12 protein-coding genes are annotated in these 15,162 nt (G+C 69.2%); 5 read left to right on the plus strand and 7 right to left on the minus strand.

Going from position 1 to position 15,162, the window contains the following annotated elements; translation table 11 throughout:
* Positions 1 to 8: 8 nt before the first annotated feature.
* Entirely contained in the window at positions 9 to 1,268 is a 1,260-nt protein-coding gene (locus AB4Z32_RS04775; RefSeq protein ID WP_441934764.1) for a cytochrome P450, read from the minus strand.
* 14 nt (positions 1,269 to 1,282) lie between these two features.
* A complete protein-coding gene (locus tag AB4Z32_RS04780; protein WP_441934765.1) occupies positions 1,283 to 3,559 on the minus strand; it encodes a CHASE domain-containing protein in 2,277 nt (758 codons plus the stop codon).
* 108 nt (positions 3,560 to 3,667) lie between these two features.
* On the opposite strand from AB4Z32_RS04780, the gene AB4Z32_RS04785 reads away from it, so the two are divergent.
* Both AB4Z32_RS04785 and AB4Z32_RS04790 read left to right on the plus strand, forming a co-directional pair.
* The gene (locus AB4Z32_RS04785; protein ID WP_441934766.1) at positions 3,668 to 4,144 is read left to right on the plus strand and encodes a cupredoxin domain-containing protein; all 477 of its coding nucleotides are present in this window, start codon (positions 3,668 to 3,670) and stop codon (positions 4,142 to 4,144) included.
* Positions 4,145 to 4,186: 42 nt separating this feature from the next.
* Positions 4,187 to 4,804 (plus strand): LON peptidase substrate-binding domain-containing protein, encoded by a 618-nt coding sequence (locus tag AB4Z32_RS04790; RefSeq protein WP_441934767.1) that lies wholly within the window; start codon positions 4,187 to 4,189, stop codon positions 4,802 to 4,804.
* Between the two features lie 29 nt (positions 4,805 to 4,833).
* Here AB4Z32_RS04790 and AB4Z32_RS04795 read toward each other — a convergent pair whose 3' ends face one another.
* Complete coding sequence (locus AB4Z32_RS04795) at positions 4,834 to 5,883, minus strand: hypothetical protein (protein ID WP_441934768.1); 1,050 nt, start codon at positions 5,881 to 5,883, stop codon at positions 4,834 to 4,836.
* A gap of 111 nt (positions 5,884 to 5,994) precedes the next feature.
* Positions 5,995 to 7,284 carry a S8 family serine peptidase gene (locus tag AB4Z32_RS04800; protein WP_441934769.1) on the minus strand — a complete coding sequence of 430 codons (1,290 nt, stop codon included), beginning with the start codon at positions 7,282 to 7,284 and terminating at the stop codon, positions 5,995 to 5,997.
* A 69-nt stretch (positions 7,285 to 7,353) separates the two neighbouring features.
* Between AB4Z32_RS04800 and AB4Z32_RS04805 the strand changes: the two genes are divergently transcribed.
* On the plus strand, positions 7,354 to 7,875 hold the full coding sequence (locus AB4Z32_RS04805; protein WP_441934770.1) for an RNA polymerase sigma factor: 522 nt from the start codon (positions 7,354 to 7,356) through the stop codon (positions 7,873 to 7,875).
* Positions 7,872 to 8,609: an anti-sigma factor family protein gene (locus tag AB4Z32_RS04810; protein ID WP_441934771.1), complete on the plus strand. Its 738-nt coding sequence runs from the start codon at positions 7,872 to 7,874 to the stop codon at positions 8,607 to 8,609. The genes AB4Z32_RS04805 and AB4Z32_RS04810 overlap by 4 nt, the downstream gene beginning before the upstream one ends.
* 2 nt (positions 8,610 to 8,611) lie before the next feature.
* Here the strand turns inward: AB4Z32_RS04810 and AB4Z32_RS04815 are convergent, their stop codons facing one another.
* On the minus strand, positions 8,612 to 9,295 hold the full coding sequence (locus AB4Z32_RS04815; RefSeq protein WP_441934772.1) for an EF-hand domain-containing protein: 684 nt from the start codon (positions 9,293 to 9,295) through the stop codon (positions 8,612 to 8,614).
* Positions 9,296 to 9,609: 314 nt separating this feature from the next.
* On the opposite strand from AB4Z32_RS04815, the gene AB4Z32_RS04820 reads away from it, so the two are divergent.
* Positions 9,610 to 11,088 (plus strand): DEAD/DEAH box helicase, encoded by a 1,479-nt coding sequence (locus tag AB4Z32_RS04820; protein ID WP_441934773.1) that lies wholly within the window; start codon positions 9,610 to 9,612, stop codon positions 11,086 to 11,088.
* A gap of 140 nt (positions 11,089 to 11,228) precedes the next feature.
* Here AB4Z32_RS04820 and AB4Z32_RS04825 read toward each other — a convergent pair whose 3' ends face one another.
* Complete coding sequence (locus AB4Z32_RS04825; RefSeq protein ID WP_441934774.1) at positions 11,229 to 12,923, minus strand: histidine kinase famiy protein; 1,695 nt, start codon at positions 12,921 to 12,923, stop codon at positions 11,229 to 11,231.
* A gap of 132 nt (positions 12,924 to 13,055) precedes the next feature.
* Complete coding sequence (locus AB4Z32_RS04830; RefSeq protein WP_441934775.1) at positions 13,056 to 15,161, minus strand: DUF7024 domain-containing protein; 2,106 nt, start codon at positions 15,159 to 15,161, stop codon at positions 13,056 to 13,058.
* Position 15,162 lies beyond the last annotated feature (1 nt).

Here is a 15,162-nt window from a genome sequence, read left to right on the forward strand (position 1 = left end):
GTCCGCGTCTAGGCTCGCGGCCTTACCTTCCCGATGACCATGCCGCTGGCCGGCAGGGTCGGAATCCGCCCCAGATCGATCGTCAGGTCCTGGGGCGGTACTTCGTAAACAATCTCGGTGGCGAACAGCTTCGCCGCCGATTTCAGCAGATCGACCGTGGCCGCCTCGCCGGGGCAGCGGTGGCCCGCATAGTGATCTCCTCCCCCTTGCGGCACCAGGTCGAAACCGCTGCTCTCGTGGCGCTCGAAGCGCTCGGGCCGGAACACGCCGGGGTCGCCCCAGATTGCCGGATGCATGTCGGTGCCGTACAGGTCGAGCAGGACCCAGGTGCCTTTCGCGATGTGCAGCCCGTGCCAGTCGAAATCGTGCAGCGCCCGTCCGCCGATCGCCGGCAGGAAGGGGTAGTAGCGCCGCACTTCCTGCGCAAACATCGTCAGCCAGGCGTCGTCGCCGGCGGCGATGCGCTCGCGGCACGCCGGATGCTCGTGCATGGCCAGCACCGCGAACGCGATGTAGCGCGCCACCGCCACGGTCGGGCGCAGGAAGTTGATCAGCTCCACCGCCGCGTGCTTGCGGTCGATCGGGCGGCCGTCGGCGTCGCGGTGGCGCGCGATGACATTCAGCGCGCTGTCGAAGGGCGGCTGCGCCTGTCCGGCGCGCACGGCGTCGATGAGGGCGCGTGCCCAGCGCTCGGTGCGGTGGCGCAGCATCAGCGCCTTCCAGGTGCGCGGCCCGCTTGATGCGGCGCCGTCGATCATCGCCGACAATTCCGCGGTGCGTTCGCGCGCCTCGTCGGCGCTGACCGGGATGCCGGCCCACTGGCATACCGCGCGGCACAGCACCAGTTCCGCTTCCTGGTGCACCACCACCGAAGGCAGGCTGGCCCAGTGCGCGAACCGGGCGCGCCACTGCGCCACCGCCAGTCCCACCAGGCGCTGGCGCTCCAGCGGCCCCAACAAGGACATGAACATCGCCTTGCGCTTGCGGTGGGCCTCGCCGTCCAGCGCCATCACGCTGCCGACATCCTGCAGCAGCGCCATCGTGGTCGGCGGCAGCGCGTGCCGGCGCGTGAAGCGTCCCGGCTGGTAGAACATGCGCGCGGCATCCTCGCCGCGCACGCACAGCGCCTTGCGCAGCATGAGGCGGGTGGTGAAGATGTCGGCGCCGAAGCGCTCGAAGCGTCCCGTCAGGAAGCGGTAGCCTTCGGACAGCAGCGCCAGCGTGTGGTCGAAGCCGCCGTCCGCAGGAATCGGGCTGTTGGGGCGCATCGGAATCATTCCTTTCAGTGCGGGGTCGGGATGTACAACGGGTCCGGCTTGTCCTGCAGCGCGCGCGGCAGGAAGATGGTGACCGTGGTGCCCTGGTCCGGCACGCTGGCGAGGCGGATATGGCCACCGCTCTGCTTGACGAAGCCGTGCGCCATCGACAGTCCCAGGCCGGTGCCCTTGCCCTCGGGCTTGGTGCTGAAGAAGGGTTCGAAGGCGCGTTCCATCACTTCCGGCGGCATGCCGCTGCCGGTGTCGCTGACGGCGATCCTCACGTACTCGCCCGGCCGGATGTTGTTGACGGCCAGCGCGCTGCCTTCCTCGACGCCGATGTTGTCGAGGGCGATCGTGATGCGGCCCTGGTTGTTCATGGCGTCGCGCGCATTGATCACCAGGTTCAGCAGCACGTTCTCGAGCTGGTTGGGGTCGACCAGGGTGTTCCACAGTTCCGGCGAGATGTCGAAGCGGATCTCGATGGCGTCGCCGGCCGCGCGGTGCAGCAGGCTGTCCATGCGTTCGATCAGCTGCGCCGGGGCGACCACGCTCGGGTGCAGCGGCTGGCGGCGCGCGAAGGCCAGCAGCTGCGTGGTCAGCTTCTTGCCGCGTTCCACCGCGTCCATGATGCCGAGCAGGCGCTTGCGGCTGTTCTCCTCGTTGCGCATCATGAGCTGCACGTTGGCGCTGATGATGTGCAGGATGTTGTTGAAGTCGTGGGCCACGCCGCCGGTGAGCTTGCCGACCGCCTCCAGCTTCTGCGAGCGATGCAGCGCCGCGCGCGCATCGACCAGGCGCTGCTGGCGCTCGCGCTCGCGCTCCTCCTGCTCCTTGCGCGGCCGGATGTCGCGCACGAAGGCGACCGCGCCGAAGCCGCCGCCCGAGGGCAGGGCGGTGACCGCGATCTCGACCGGGAAGCTGCGGTCGTGGCGGTCCGCCAGGGTGATCTCGGTGGGCCGGGCCAGCAGCGCGCATTCGCCGCGCGCGGTGAAGGCGGCAAAATGGGTGCGCCAGCGCTCGCGCTGTTCCTGCGCCGTGATCAGTTCGACGGCTTCGCGGCCGAGCGCTTCTTCTTCGCTCCAGCCGAACAGCTTGCTGGCCTGGGCATTCCAGTCGGTGACGCGGCCGTCCGGGCCCACCGCCAGGAAGGCGTCGTAGGCGTTCTGCAGGATCAGGCGGACGCGCCGGCGGTCGGCATCGATGCGGTCGCGCGATTCGCGCAGTTCGAGCGTCATCCCGCCGGCCAGCTGCAGGGCGCGGCGGCGCTCGGTCGCCAGCAGCCACACCACGAGGCTGAGCAGCAGGCCGAGGCCAATGCCGGTCGCCGCGATCGCCGCCGTCGGGCGCTTGTCGAGGGTGGCCTCGAGCCGCGGCGCGGAGCGGATCGCCAGGGTCCAGGTGCGGCCGGCGGTATCGACCACGTCGGTGTGGGTGAACCTCGCGCGCGCATGCGCGGGACGGGCGCCCGGCGAGCGGTAGAGCAGGGCGGCGTCGACGGCTTGGCGGCCGTCGTAGATCTCGACGTCGAGGTCGCTCGCATGCTCGCCGCCCAGATCGCGCATCAGGTCGTTCATGCGGAAGGGCGCATAGACCCAGCCGGCGATGGCGGCGCGCCGTTCCTCCAGGGTCGCGCGCGGTTCGCCGCGGCGGTAGACCGGCACGTACATCAGGAAGCCGGGCTGCGCGCTGTTCGCGCCCTCCTGCACCAGCGTGACGCGGCCGGTGGCGACCGCCGCGCCGCTGTCGCGCGCCGCCTCCATCGCCGCGCGCCGCACCGGCTCGCTGAACATGTCGTAGCCGAAGGCGCGCAGGTTGCGGCCTTCGAAGGGCTGGATGTGGGTGACCGAGGTGTACAGCGGACGCGGCCCCGGCGGCTTGACTTCGTACTCGGTGAAGCCCGCGGCGCGCATGGCGGCGACATGGGCCTCGAGCCGGGCCGGCGGAATGATGGCGGCGATGCCCAGCGCCTCGATGCCGGGAAAGCGCTCGTTGAGCCTGAGGATGGCGTAGTAGTCGGCGAAATCGCGCTGGCTGACGTCAACCGAGCCGCGCAGGAAGCCGCGCGTGCCCTGCAGCACCTGTTCGTAGACCGCCAGGCGGCGCACCACGCTGGCGGTGAGGTCGCGGGCGCGGTAGTTGAAGATGGCCTCGAGCTCGTTCTCGGCGCTGTGTTCGACCTTGTTGGCCACCACGTAGGTGACGATCAGCGACGCCAGGAAGACCAGCGCGGCCAGGAGCAGCGGGACGGAAGCCGGGCTGCGTGACGAGGCGGCATTGGTTGACTGATCGAAAAGCGTCATGGTGGCAAGAGAATACCCGTCCATGCTGTGGCAAGGCGCACAACAGTCGGCGCCGATGGCGTGCCGATGTTGCTCCGGCTACAATGTCGACACCATTCCACGACGCCCATGCCTGCCTTGCCCTTCCTCTCCCATGCCAGCCTGCCGCGCCGCCTGCAGTGGGCCCTGGCCGCGGTCCTGTTCGCCGCGCTGCTGTGGGCCGCGCTGGCGCCGCTGCACTATCCGACGCGCGAACGCCTGCTGGAATTTCCGCATGGGGCGGCGGTCCTGCGCGGCCAGGCCGGGCCCGTGCTGGTGCCCGCGGAGCTGCGGCTGACGCTGGGCGTGCGCGACGTCCTGCTGCTGCGTAACCGCGACCTGGCGCCGCACGTGTTCGGCCAAGTGCTGGTGCTGCCGGGCCACGAGGTGCGCCTGCCGTTCGAGCAGGCCGGCGACTATCCCTTCGCCTGCGACGTCGCGCCGGGCTCGAAGGTGACGGTGAAGGTGCTGCCCCAGCCGGACCCCGGCTGGGCCCGTCTGCGCTGGCGCCTGGCGGCGCTGCTCGACGTTGTCCGCGATCTTCCCTTGCGGGGTCCGGACGATTGAATCGTGCTCCGTCCCGCGAAGCGAATCTGTCATGATGCGCGCATGGCCACGATCTCCTTACCGCTGTTCCCACTCAGCACGGTCCTGTTTCCGGATGGCGTGCTGCCGCTGCAGATCTTCGAGGTCCGCTACCTCGACATGATCAGCCATTGCCTGACGGAGGATGCGCCCTTCGGCGTCGTGCTGCTGACCCAGGGACAGGAAGTGCGCACGCCGGAAGGAATGGAACGCTTCGTGGCGTTGGGGACGTTGGCGTCGGTGCAGGACACTACGGCCTCGACCCCGGGCCTGCTGCAGGTGGTATGCCGCGGCGGTTCGCGCTTCCGGCTGCTCTCCACCGAGCGCCGCAGCAATGGCCTGTGGATGGCCGAGGCCGAGCTGCTGGAAGACGACCACGCGGTGCGCATCCCGTCCGACCTGAAGGGCGCGGCCGACGCCCTCGACCGCGTGCTGGCCTCGCTGCACGACGTGCCGCAAAGCCGCTGGCCGGTGCAGCCGCCGTTCCGCCTGGACGACTGCGGCTGGGTCGCCAACCGCTGGTGCGAACTGCTGCCGCTGCCGAACCAGCAGAAGCAGAACATGCTAATGCTGGACAACCCGATGATCCGGCTCGAGCTGCTGCACGACGTGCTCGACGAGCACGGTCTGATCACGTCCTGAACCGGCCCGGACTGGCCGGGCCCGCCTGTTTATTGCCCGCCGCCGGCGTTCGCCGAAGCGCTGCCCCCGATCGACAGGCTGGCGCTCACGGCGCCCCCCTTGCCCGCGCCGCTATTGCCGGCCACGCTGCCGCTGCCGTTTCCATTTGCGCTGCCGCTGCCGGCCAGGCCGCCGCCGCCGTGCGTGCCGCCGGTGCTGCTTGCCGGGGCCGGCGCCTGCTTGCTGCCGCTTGCCGTGCCCTGGTGAGCGGAATGAAGGGTATGTTTCGTGTTCGCGGTGCTGGCGGCGCCGTAGCCACGGGTGGTGGCCAGCTGGGTTTTCGCGCCCTGGGTGGCGGCGTTCTTCGCGGCGCCCGTGCCCCGGCCGCCGAGCGCCACGTCGCCGTTACCGTCCTGGCCGCCGTGTCCCATGGCGGCGAGCTGGCCGGCCTGCGCCTTGCCGGCAGCGGACGACAGGCTGCCGAGGCCAGCGCCGCCCTGCTGTGCGTCCTGTGCGGCGGATGCGGCGGAGATGGCAGGCATGGCAGGAAGCTTGGGAGCCGCCGGCACGCCGGCCTGCGGCGCCGTCGCCGGATTGCCCGCGCCCGCGGCGGCCGAAGCGGTCTGGCGCAGTGCCGCGGCGGCGCTGCCGGACAGCGTCCCGGAAGCTTCGCCGGCGATCGTCCTGGCGGGCAGGGCGCTGCCTGCGGCCGGTGCCGCCGCAGTGGCGCTCTGGCCGGCGGCTGTGGAAACGGCGCCGCTCAGGGCGCCGGACGCTTCGCCGGCGACGCTCTTGCCGAGCGCGCCGGCGCCGGCGTTGCCGGCCGCCTTGCCCGAGGCATTGCCCGATGCATTGCCGACAAGCGCGGCGCCGTTGCGCACGCTGTCGGTATCCGGCACGCGGACGGTGCGGCGCGCTTCCGCCAGGCTGTCGACGCGCGTGACCGGCACGCCCATGGAGCGGAATTGTCCGCCGCCGCCCAGCATGCCGCCGATGGAGCCGCCGAGGTGGCCGCCGCCGAGCAGTTGGGCGTGCGCCGAGGCGGCAAAGCCGATGGAAGCGATGAGGGCGATGTGGCGGGCGATCGTTTTGGTGTTCATGTCTGTTCTCCTTGAGTTGGCGGGGACTGTCCGCCGCCGTTATCAGGAAAACGATCCTGCTCAGCCGTTTATTCCATCGTTCCCAAAAAAAATCCAAAAATTTTTTTGCCGCTAGCGCAGCTGCGCCGGATCGGTACGCAAGTCGGCGCCGACGATGCCGTAGCCGAATGCATTGCTGACGGTCGTGCCGTCGCCGGCCCGGTGCGCGAGCGCGGTGACGGCATCGCGCGCCTGCCGGCGGTCCGGCCGGGGCAGTGCCGGCGCCAGCAGCCCGGCGACGATGGGGGCCGCAAACGAGGTGCCGCGCACCGGGCGGTAAGGCGGTTCGCCGGGGCTGGCGCTGGCCATGTTGTTGCCGGGCGCCGCGAACAGCACTTGCGGACCGCGCGCCGCTTCCGGCAACGGCCGGCCACGGCGGTCGACTCCCGTCACCCCGACCACGCCGGGATAGCTGGCCGGGTAGAGCGGCGGCGCAGCCGGTCCGTCGTTGCCGACCGCGGCGACCAGCAGGTGTCCGCGCGCGACCATCGCCGCCACCATGCGCTCGAGGGCCTGGTTGGGCGGACCGACCAGACTCATATTGATCACGCCGACCTGTTCGCGCGCCAGCCACCCGAGCGCCGCCGCGATTTGTCCCGCAGAGCCGCCGGTGGGGCTGGCGCAGTAGATGTCCGCGGCGAACAGCTGGGCGCCGGGCAGGGCGCCGCGGAAGCGCTCGTCGCGCCCGACCATCAGCGCGGCCACCGCCGTGCCATGCGCATCGGGATGCGCCACGCCATCGCAGCCCCAGGCGCGGATCCTGGCATCGCGCAAGGCGCGGTGGCCGGTATCGATGCCGCTGTCGATCAGCCCGAGCCTAGCCTCGTTTGCCGGGCTGCCGTCCGTGGAGGATGGCACGGACGCGCGCGGAAGCTCCGCGGCGGGCGCCGCGCCGCTGCCTGTATAGACGTGGTTGAAGTCATAGTGTCCTTCGGGGTCGAGCGCGCGCAGGCGTTCCAGCAGTGCCTCGGTGGCGCTCCCCGCGGGCACACCCAGCACGACGAGGCTTTGCCCGAGTTCCTCGAAACGCTCCTCGGCCAGCACCCGCAAGCCCGCCTGGCGCGCCGCCTCGAGACCGGCTGCGGAAGGCGACCATGCCAGGATCTGGGCCCGGACGGCCGGCTCGCCATGCGGATCGGCTTCCAGCACGTCGGGATGCTCGCGCAGCAGTTTGCCGACCGTGTCGAGGCGCAGCGCGCGCAGGTCGGGAAGGTCGATGCGGTCGGCGAGCCGCTGCACCGGCGCGTGGAGCGTGTCGAGCTGGCCAAGGCCGGGCGGCAGTCCCAGCGACGGCAGGCGCAGCTGTGCCGAGGCGGCATTGCAAACGATGCTGAGTGCGATCAGGAAATAAATGCGCTTCATGGGCCGATGATAATATGCATGAGTTGTCCTGAAAAATAAAACGAACGGGGCAGGGAAGAAAATCCCTGCTTGAACCGTTCTATCATGATGACCATGAGCGCCGACCTGGAAAACGACATCGCCGCGCTGTTGCCGCGCCTTCGCCGGTTCGCGCGTTCCATTACCTTCCACCGTGAAGACGCGGACGACCTCGTGCAGATCGCCGTCGAGCGCGCGCTGACCCGCGCCGAGCAATGGCAGCCGGGCACGCGCCTGGACAGCTGGCTGTTCCGCATCGTGAAGAACGCCTGGATCGACGAAGTCCGTTCGCGTGCGCGCCGCAGCGAGCTGTTTGCTCCGGAAGAGGAGGGCGAGCACGTGGGCGACGATTACGCGGCCGCGCACCAGCAGCGGATGGCAGTCGAGAAGGCGGTGAGCCTGCTGTCCGACGATCACCGGATGGTCATCGGCCTGGTGCTGGTCGACGGTTTGCCGTACAAGGAAGCGGCGGAAGTTCTGGATATACCGATCGGCACCCTGACCAGCCGGCTGGCCCGCGCCCGGGAAGCCCTGCAGGAACTGTTGTCCGACCGGGCAAGGAAACCGACATGAATGTTGATAATGAAACCCTGATGGCCTATGCCGACGGCGAACTGGCGCCGGAGCAGCGCGCGCGCGTCGAGCAGGCCATGCGCGACGATCCCCGGGTGGCGGCGGCGGTCGAGCGGCATCGGGTCTTGCGCGCCGATGTCTTTGCCGCGTTTGCCGGCGTGCTCGACGAGCCGGTGCCCGAGCGCCTGCAAGCGGGTGCGCTCGCGCCACGCAGCCCTGTGCGCGTGGACGTGCTGGCGCAGGCGAACGCGCGTCCGCTACCGGCGCGCTGGGCCTGGCCCCAGTGGGGCGCGATCGCGGCCTCGCTTGCGGCCGGGGTACTGGCCGGCGCGCTGGGCTGGCAACAGCTGCGCAGCGGCGAGGCCTCGCCCATCGCCCAGCAGGGCGGCGAACTCGTGGCGCGCGGCGAGCTGGCCGATGCCCTGTCGCAGCGGCTGGCGTCGGACGCGCCGGCGGGACAGCTGCGCCTTGGCCTCAGCTTCCAGACGAAAGAAGGGGCATACTGCCGCAGCTTCAAACTGGGGGCGACCGCGGGCCTGGCCTGCCGGGAGGCCGGAAGCTGGCGGATTCCGGTGCTGGCGCAGGGCCAGGCGCCGGAACAGGCCGGCTACCGCCAGGCCGGCAGCGACATGCCGGCCGCGGTGCTCGATGCGATCGACCAGCGGATCGCCGGCGCTTCGCTCGATGCCGCCGCCGAGCGCGCGGCGCGCGAACACGGCTGGCAGCGCCGCTGATATCAGGCTTCGACGCTGACGCTGACGTTGCCCGTATCGCTCGCGCCATCGGTGCTGCCGGTCGAAGCCGTCGAGCCATTGCTGCCGCCGCTGTTCTCCGCATAGGCCTTCAGCAGGTGCATGGCGTGCGCCAGTTCGCGCACCGGATCCTTCTGGTGCCGGGCGTGCCGGGTGCCGTCCGAGGCGCCGCTGCCGCCGCCGTCGGACTGGGCAGTTGCCAGCTTCTTGTCGTAGGCGGCTTTTTCGGCCTCGCTGACGCTACCGTTGCCGTCGGTGTCGGCGGCGGCGATGTAGTCGCTGCTGCTGCTGCTGTCGGTGGCGCTCGTACCGCTTGTGCCGCCACCACCCTGGGCGCCGGGCGGCGGACCCGCCGGTGGTTGTCCGCCGCCGCCGCGGCCGGCGCGCGAGGCGTCGAACTGCGCGTTGAGCTGGTCCGATAGCTTGGTCATCGCGTCGGTGAGTTCGCTCTTGGTGATCTTGCCGTCGTTGTCGCCGTCGAGGGCGCTGAAGGTGTCGTCCACGTTCACCGACTGGCCGCCGGCCTTGTCCTTGCCGCCGACCTTCGACAGGGCGTCCTGCAGGTCGGTCTTGTCGATATAGCCCTGGTTCCTGGTATCGAGCCTGGAAAAGATGGCGTCGGCCCAGTTCGACACGCTGTTGCTGTTGCTGCTGATGCTTGCGACCATATTGCTTCCTTTATTAATGCACTGCATCAATTATCGGACGCAAGCCCCAGTGGGGGAGGGCGGAAAAGGTAAAGCCAGGTAAAGGAATGTAAAGAGAAAATCGCGTAAATGCCCGCAAATCGGGGCCCAAAAGTACAGGATTTCATATACAGAGGTGTGGATTTGAGGTAAATTGAGCGCGGTTTAGTATCTCTACGTCCGTCCAAGCCGCCACCGCCGCACCAGGCGCGTCCCGTCACCCCGGAGTTTCCCGCGTTGGCCATGCCAGGTCGCAGCCCGGCGTAGAGCGCAATTGTTAACGCCCGAAAGAAGAAATGTCTGAAACGACCACCAATGATGCTGGCGGCGCGCCGACCGTGCGCTTCGCCGATTTCGGTCTGGCGCCTGAGATCCAGCGCGCGCTGTCGGACCAGGGCTATGTCCACCCGACCCCGATCCAGGCCCAGGCCATTCCTGTCGTCCTGCAGGGCCGCGACGTCATGGGCGCGGCCCAGACCGGCACCGGCAAGACCGCGAGCTTCTCGCTGCCCATCATCCAGAACCTGCTGCCGCATGCGAATACCAGCATGTCGCCGGCCCGTCACGCCGTGCGTGCGCTGGTCCTGACCCCGACCCGCGAACTGGCGATCCAGGTCGCCGAGAACGTCAAGGCCTACGCCCAGCACACCCCGCTGCGTTCCACCGTCGTCTTCGGCGGCATGGACATGAAGCCGCAGACCGAGATTTTGCGCCGCGGCGTCGAGATCGTGATCGCGACCCCGGGCCGCCTGCTCGACCACGTCGAACAGAAGAACATCAGCCTGGCCCAGGTGCAGATGCTGGTGATGGACGAAGCCGACCGCATGCTCGACATGGGCTTCCTGCCCGACCTGCAGCGCATCATCAACCTGCTGCCGAAGAAGCGCCAGAACCTGATGTTCTCGGCCACCTTCTCGCCCGAGATCAAGAAGCTGGCCGCCAGCTTCCTGACCGATCCGCTGACCATCGAGGTCGCGCGCAGCAATGCCACGAATACCGCGATCACCCAGGTGCTGTACAAGGTGGCGGAAGAGCAGAAGCGCGACGTCGTCGAGCACCTGATCCGCTCGCGCGACCTGAAGCAGGTGCTGGTGTTCTCGAACACCAAGATCGGCGCCTCGCGCCTGGCGCGCTACCTGGAGCAGGCAGGCATCAAGGCCTCGGCCATCCACGGCGACAAGACCCAGCAGGAACGCATCGCCGCGCTCGACGCCTTCAAGAAGGGCGAGATCGACGTGCTGGTCGCGACCGACGTCGCCGCGCGCGGCCTCGACATCACCGACCTGCCGTGCGTGATCAACTACGACCTGCCGTACAACGCCGAGGACTACGTGCACCGCATCGGCCGCACCGGCCGCGCCGGCGCCACCGGCGATGCGCTGTCGGTCTACTCGGACAAGGACGAGCGCCTGCTGGTCGACATCGAGAAGCTGATCAAGCAGACCATCACGCGCGCCGAACTGAGCGGCTTCGCGCCGGGCCGTTCGAGCAGCGGCGAGCGCTTCAGCGAACGCCGCGGCGGCGGCCGCCGCGAGGCCGATGGCCGCAGCTTCGAGCGCAGCGACCGTGGCGAGCGCGCCGAGCGGAGCGAACGCAGCGAACGCGGCCCGCGCGGCCCGGGCGCCCCGCGCCGCGAGAAGATCGATCCGTGGTTCCTCAAGCCCTACGAGCCCGCTGCCGTCCCGCGCAAGGACCCGGCCGAAGCGGTGCAGGTGGCTTCGGCCAAGCCGAAGCAGAAGCTGGCGGCTTTGTTGGGTGGGTTGCCGAAGCAGTAAACATTCGAAGGGCGGTCAGGTCGGTAGGGCCCGCTACATTCGCACGTCATCCCCGCGAAGGCGGGGATCCAAGTTTGTATGCGTTTCGATGACGCACGCAGAACTTGGGTCCCCGCCTTCGCGGGGACGACGTTTACGCGCTAGCGTTCCAACGCCTGCCTGACCCGCTCCAGTAAATCATCCTGCCGGTAAGGCTTCGCCAGGATGTCCAGCCCGCCGCCGCGCCCGCCCTGCGGCAGTTCGTCCATGTAGCCGGTCGTGACCAGCACCGGCAGTCCCGGACGCAGGGCGCGGGCCTGTTCGACCAGTTCCAGCCCGTTCATCCCGCCCGGCATGATCACGTCCGTGAACAGCAGGTCCACCCGGGCGCCTTCGCGCAGCAGGTGCATCGCCTGTTCGCCGCTGCCCGCCGACTGCACCGCATAGCCTTCCATTCCCAAGACCTGTTCGGCCAGCTCGCGCACGTCGTCGTTGTCCTCGACCACCAGCACGCAGGGCTTGCTCCGGGCGGCTTCGGCCTGGTCGGCAGCGGCATCGTTCGCTCCCGCCGCGGCGTCGGCGCGGCTGGCGGCACTGTCGGCGGCCGGGAAGATCATCGTGACCTTGGTGCCTTCGCCGGGGTGGCTGTCGATCTCGAGGCGGCCGTGCGACTGCTGGACGAAGCCGTGCACCATCGCCAGGCCGAGCCCGGTGCCGGGGCCCTTGGTGGTGAAGAAGGGTTCGGTCGCGCGGCGCAACACCTCGGGCGCCATGCCGGGGCCGTGGTCGATCACGCACAGGGAAATATAGGTGCCGTGGGGCAGGCCATGCACTTTCAGGCGGTCCTCGCCGCGCACGATCGCGGTGGCGACCGTCACCTCGCCGCCGTCCGGCATGGCGTCGCGCGCATTGATCAGGACGTTGAGCAGGGCCATTTCGAGGTGGGTCGGGTCCAGCATGCAGACCGGCAGCCCGGGACGCAGGTCGAGGCGCAGCTCGATCTTGCCGCCCAGGGTGCGTACCAGCATCTCGGAGAAATCCACCACCAGGTTGTTGATGTTGACCGGCTTCGGTTCGAGGCGCTGCTTGCGCGCGAAGGTCAGCAGCTGCTGGGTCAGCTTGCCGGCGCGCATGGCGGCGCGCTGGGCGCGTCCGAGCTGCGCGCGCGCCACCTCCGGGCGGTCGAGGCTGATCAAGGCAACTTCGAGATTGCCGTTGATGACCTGCAGCAGGTTGTTGAAGTCGTGGGCCATGCCGGCCGTCAGCTGGCCGATCGCTTCCATCTTCTGCGCCTGCAGATAGGCTTCCTGCGTGGTGCGGCGCTCGGTGATGTCCATCTGGGAGGCGAAGAAATACAGCAGCTTGCCGTCCTGGTCGAAGATCGGACCGATGAACAGGGCGTTCCAGAATGGCTTGCCGTCCTTCTTGTAGTTCAGGATGTCGACCGCGACCGCGCGCTCTTCCTTGAGCGCATTGCGCACCTCTTCCACGGTGCGGCGATCGCTTTGCGGGCCCTGCAGGAAGCGGCAGTTGCGGCCGATCACCTCCTCATCCGTGTAGCCGGTGAGGTCGAAGAAGGCGCCGTTGGCGAACACGATCGGATTGTCGGGCTGGCGCGGATCGGTGACGACCATCGGCATGCGCGTCATCTCGACGGCGGCAAAGAAGATGTTGCCGCGGTCCTGGAGGCCGTCCTCGGTGATGTAGGTCGCCTGCCAGTGCTTGACGCCGGCGGTGCCGAGCGGGCTGTAGGCATTGCCTTCGACTTCGCCCTCGGCCGGCACGCCGGCGCTCTGGCCGCCCTGCCGGTCGAGTGGTTTCTCCAGCCCTTCTTCCTTGCTGCTTCCGGTCGTCATCGCAGAGTCCTTGTGGGCGCCATGGCGTTGTGGAGACAAGGCGCCCGGCCGTTAATACATTGACCATGGCAATTCTAGAGAAGCCGGGCGGCATGTACTGTTAGCCGACGCACCCACGCGGCGCCTTGCCGGCTACGCGTCGGGCGTGGAAATCTCGATGTCGGTCAGGCCCAGGCCCAGCGGGCGGGTGTCGATCGAGGGACTGACGTCGTGCGGCGCGGTCGGCTTCGGGACCTCGATTTCCAGGCTGCGCTGCCTGCCGTCGGTGCTGAAGCGCAGGGTCACGTCCTGGGGCAGGTCCTGGACGCGGAAGCTCTGCTCTTCGCCGCCGATGCGCATCGTGAACGGCAGGCCGGTATTCGGGCCGAATGCCTGGGCCTTGATCACGACATTGACGTGTTCGGGCAAGGGGCGGGAGAAATGCAGCACGATGCGCTTGGCTTCCGACCAGCGCCCCCAGGACTCGAGGTGAGACAGGCCCTCGGCGGCCTCCACCGGGCCGGAGGGAAGCGGCTCCTTGAAACGGGTGACGCCGATCACCCGGCGGCGCGTGTCCATCCGCGCCAGCGTGTAGCCGGCCGTGGCGACCTCCGGCTGCACGCCGGGCGGCAGCGGATGGTGGCCGATCACCAGCAGCCATTTGTTGCGCAGAGGCATATGGTAAGGCTGCAGCGGTGTATCCGGCGGCAGGTCGATCATGCCGGTGTCCGGGGCGTCGACATGGAACTGGGCGCGCATTACCTGCAGGACGTCGTTGCCGACCACCGTGATCTGGTTGCGCTCCGCCGCCGGCACGTAACGATGGGCGAACTTGCCGGCCGCATCCGGCTGCGAATTCGGATCGATGTTGTGCAGATAGGCGGCGGTACCGAGCATGCCCTGCACCGTCATCCAGGGCACGGCGACGAACAGGAACAGCGGCACGGCCAGGCGGCTGCCGCGCGCCCACAGCAGGAGCACCAGCAGCTCGATGCCGACCGCGATGCGGCCGGGCAGGCGGTCGATGCCGACGGCGTGGATCTCCGGGCCGTCGACGGCATTGGTGGCATAGCCCGGCAGCTTCCAGACGGCGCAGGCGAGCACGGCGGCCAGCAGCAGGGCCACCGGCCAGGCGCGCGCGGGCGGCGCATCCGCGCGAGGTGCGCCGGTCGCGGCGGCGGCAACGGCCAGCAGCAGCGGGAACACGAAGCTGTAGTAGCGCAGATGCAGGCGCAGCACTTCGGTCGGGGCGACGTCCGCGATCGATGCCGTGAACATCACCGTCATGCCGCCCGCCGCGCCCAGCATCAGCAGGGCGTACAGCTGGAGCTGCAGGAGCACAGGGCTGGCTTGCTGGCGGGTCTTGCGGCTGGCCACGGCCTGGATGAGCAGGGCCAGCGGCAGCGCCAGCAGCACCGTGAGCGCCATCAGGTGGCCGGACCCGCTGGTCCATGCCGCCCGCAGCAGCTCGAGCAGCGGCCGGCGCGCGTGCGCGTTGGCGGTGCCGGTATAGAAGCTGCCGAACACGCTCAGGGCTTCGTTGCCGGCGAACAGGTAGCCGAGGCCGAACTTGATCGCCAGCGTCACGGCCGCCGCCAGCAGCGCGGCCAGCGCGCCCCTGGCCAGCCAGTGCGCCCGGCCCGCCAGCCAGCCGGCGGCGGCCAGGTAGAGGCAGAGCGCGGGCAGCAGGAACAGGGCATGGACTTTTACCAGGCTCATCAGGCCGAGCACGGTGCCCGCCGCCAGGCCCTGCAGCGCCGCGTTGCCGAGCGTATCGCGCTCGCGCCAGGCGAGGACCACCCAGCTCAGCACGGCGAAGCCGAAGTAATACGTTGCCTCCGGCATGAAGAAGGAGGTGTAGATGTTGAGGGGCGTCAGCAGCGCCACCATGGCGACCAGCAGCGCCAGCGGCCTGGACGCCACCCGGCACGTCACCGCGTAGATGAAGGGCGCCGAGGCGACGAAGAACAGTTCGTTGCCGATGCGCACGCAATCGAGGAAGCCGTCGCCGCAGGCATTGGTGGCGCGGAACAGCCAGAGGTAGAGATACGAAGGCACGATGGCGTCGCCGAGCGGCTGCAGGCGCGACATCTTGCTGTAGTACCACTCATCGGAAAAGATCGCCGGATTCAGGCCCTGGTTGCGCAGCAGCAGCCAGACGAAGACGGCGCCGCACAAGGCCAGCAGGCCGGCGGCCGGGAGCAGGCGGCGGCGGAGCGGGGTCGTGGCGGCCGGCGGCGTGGTCGGAAATCTGTCCATG

The sequence above is a fragment of the Massilia sp. 2TAF26 genome (genome assembly GCF_052115005.1).
Taxonomy (GTDB): Bacteria; Pseudomonadota; Gammaproteobacteria; order Burkholderiales; family Burkholderiaceae_D; genus Telluria.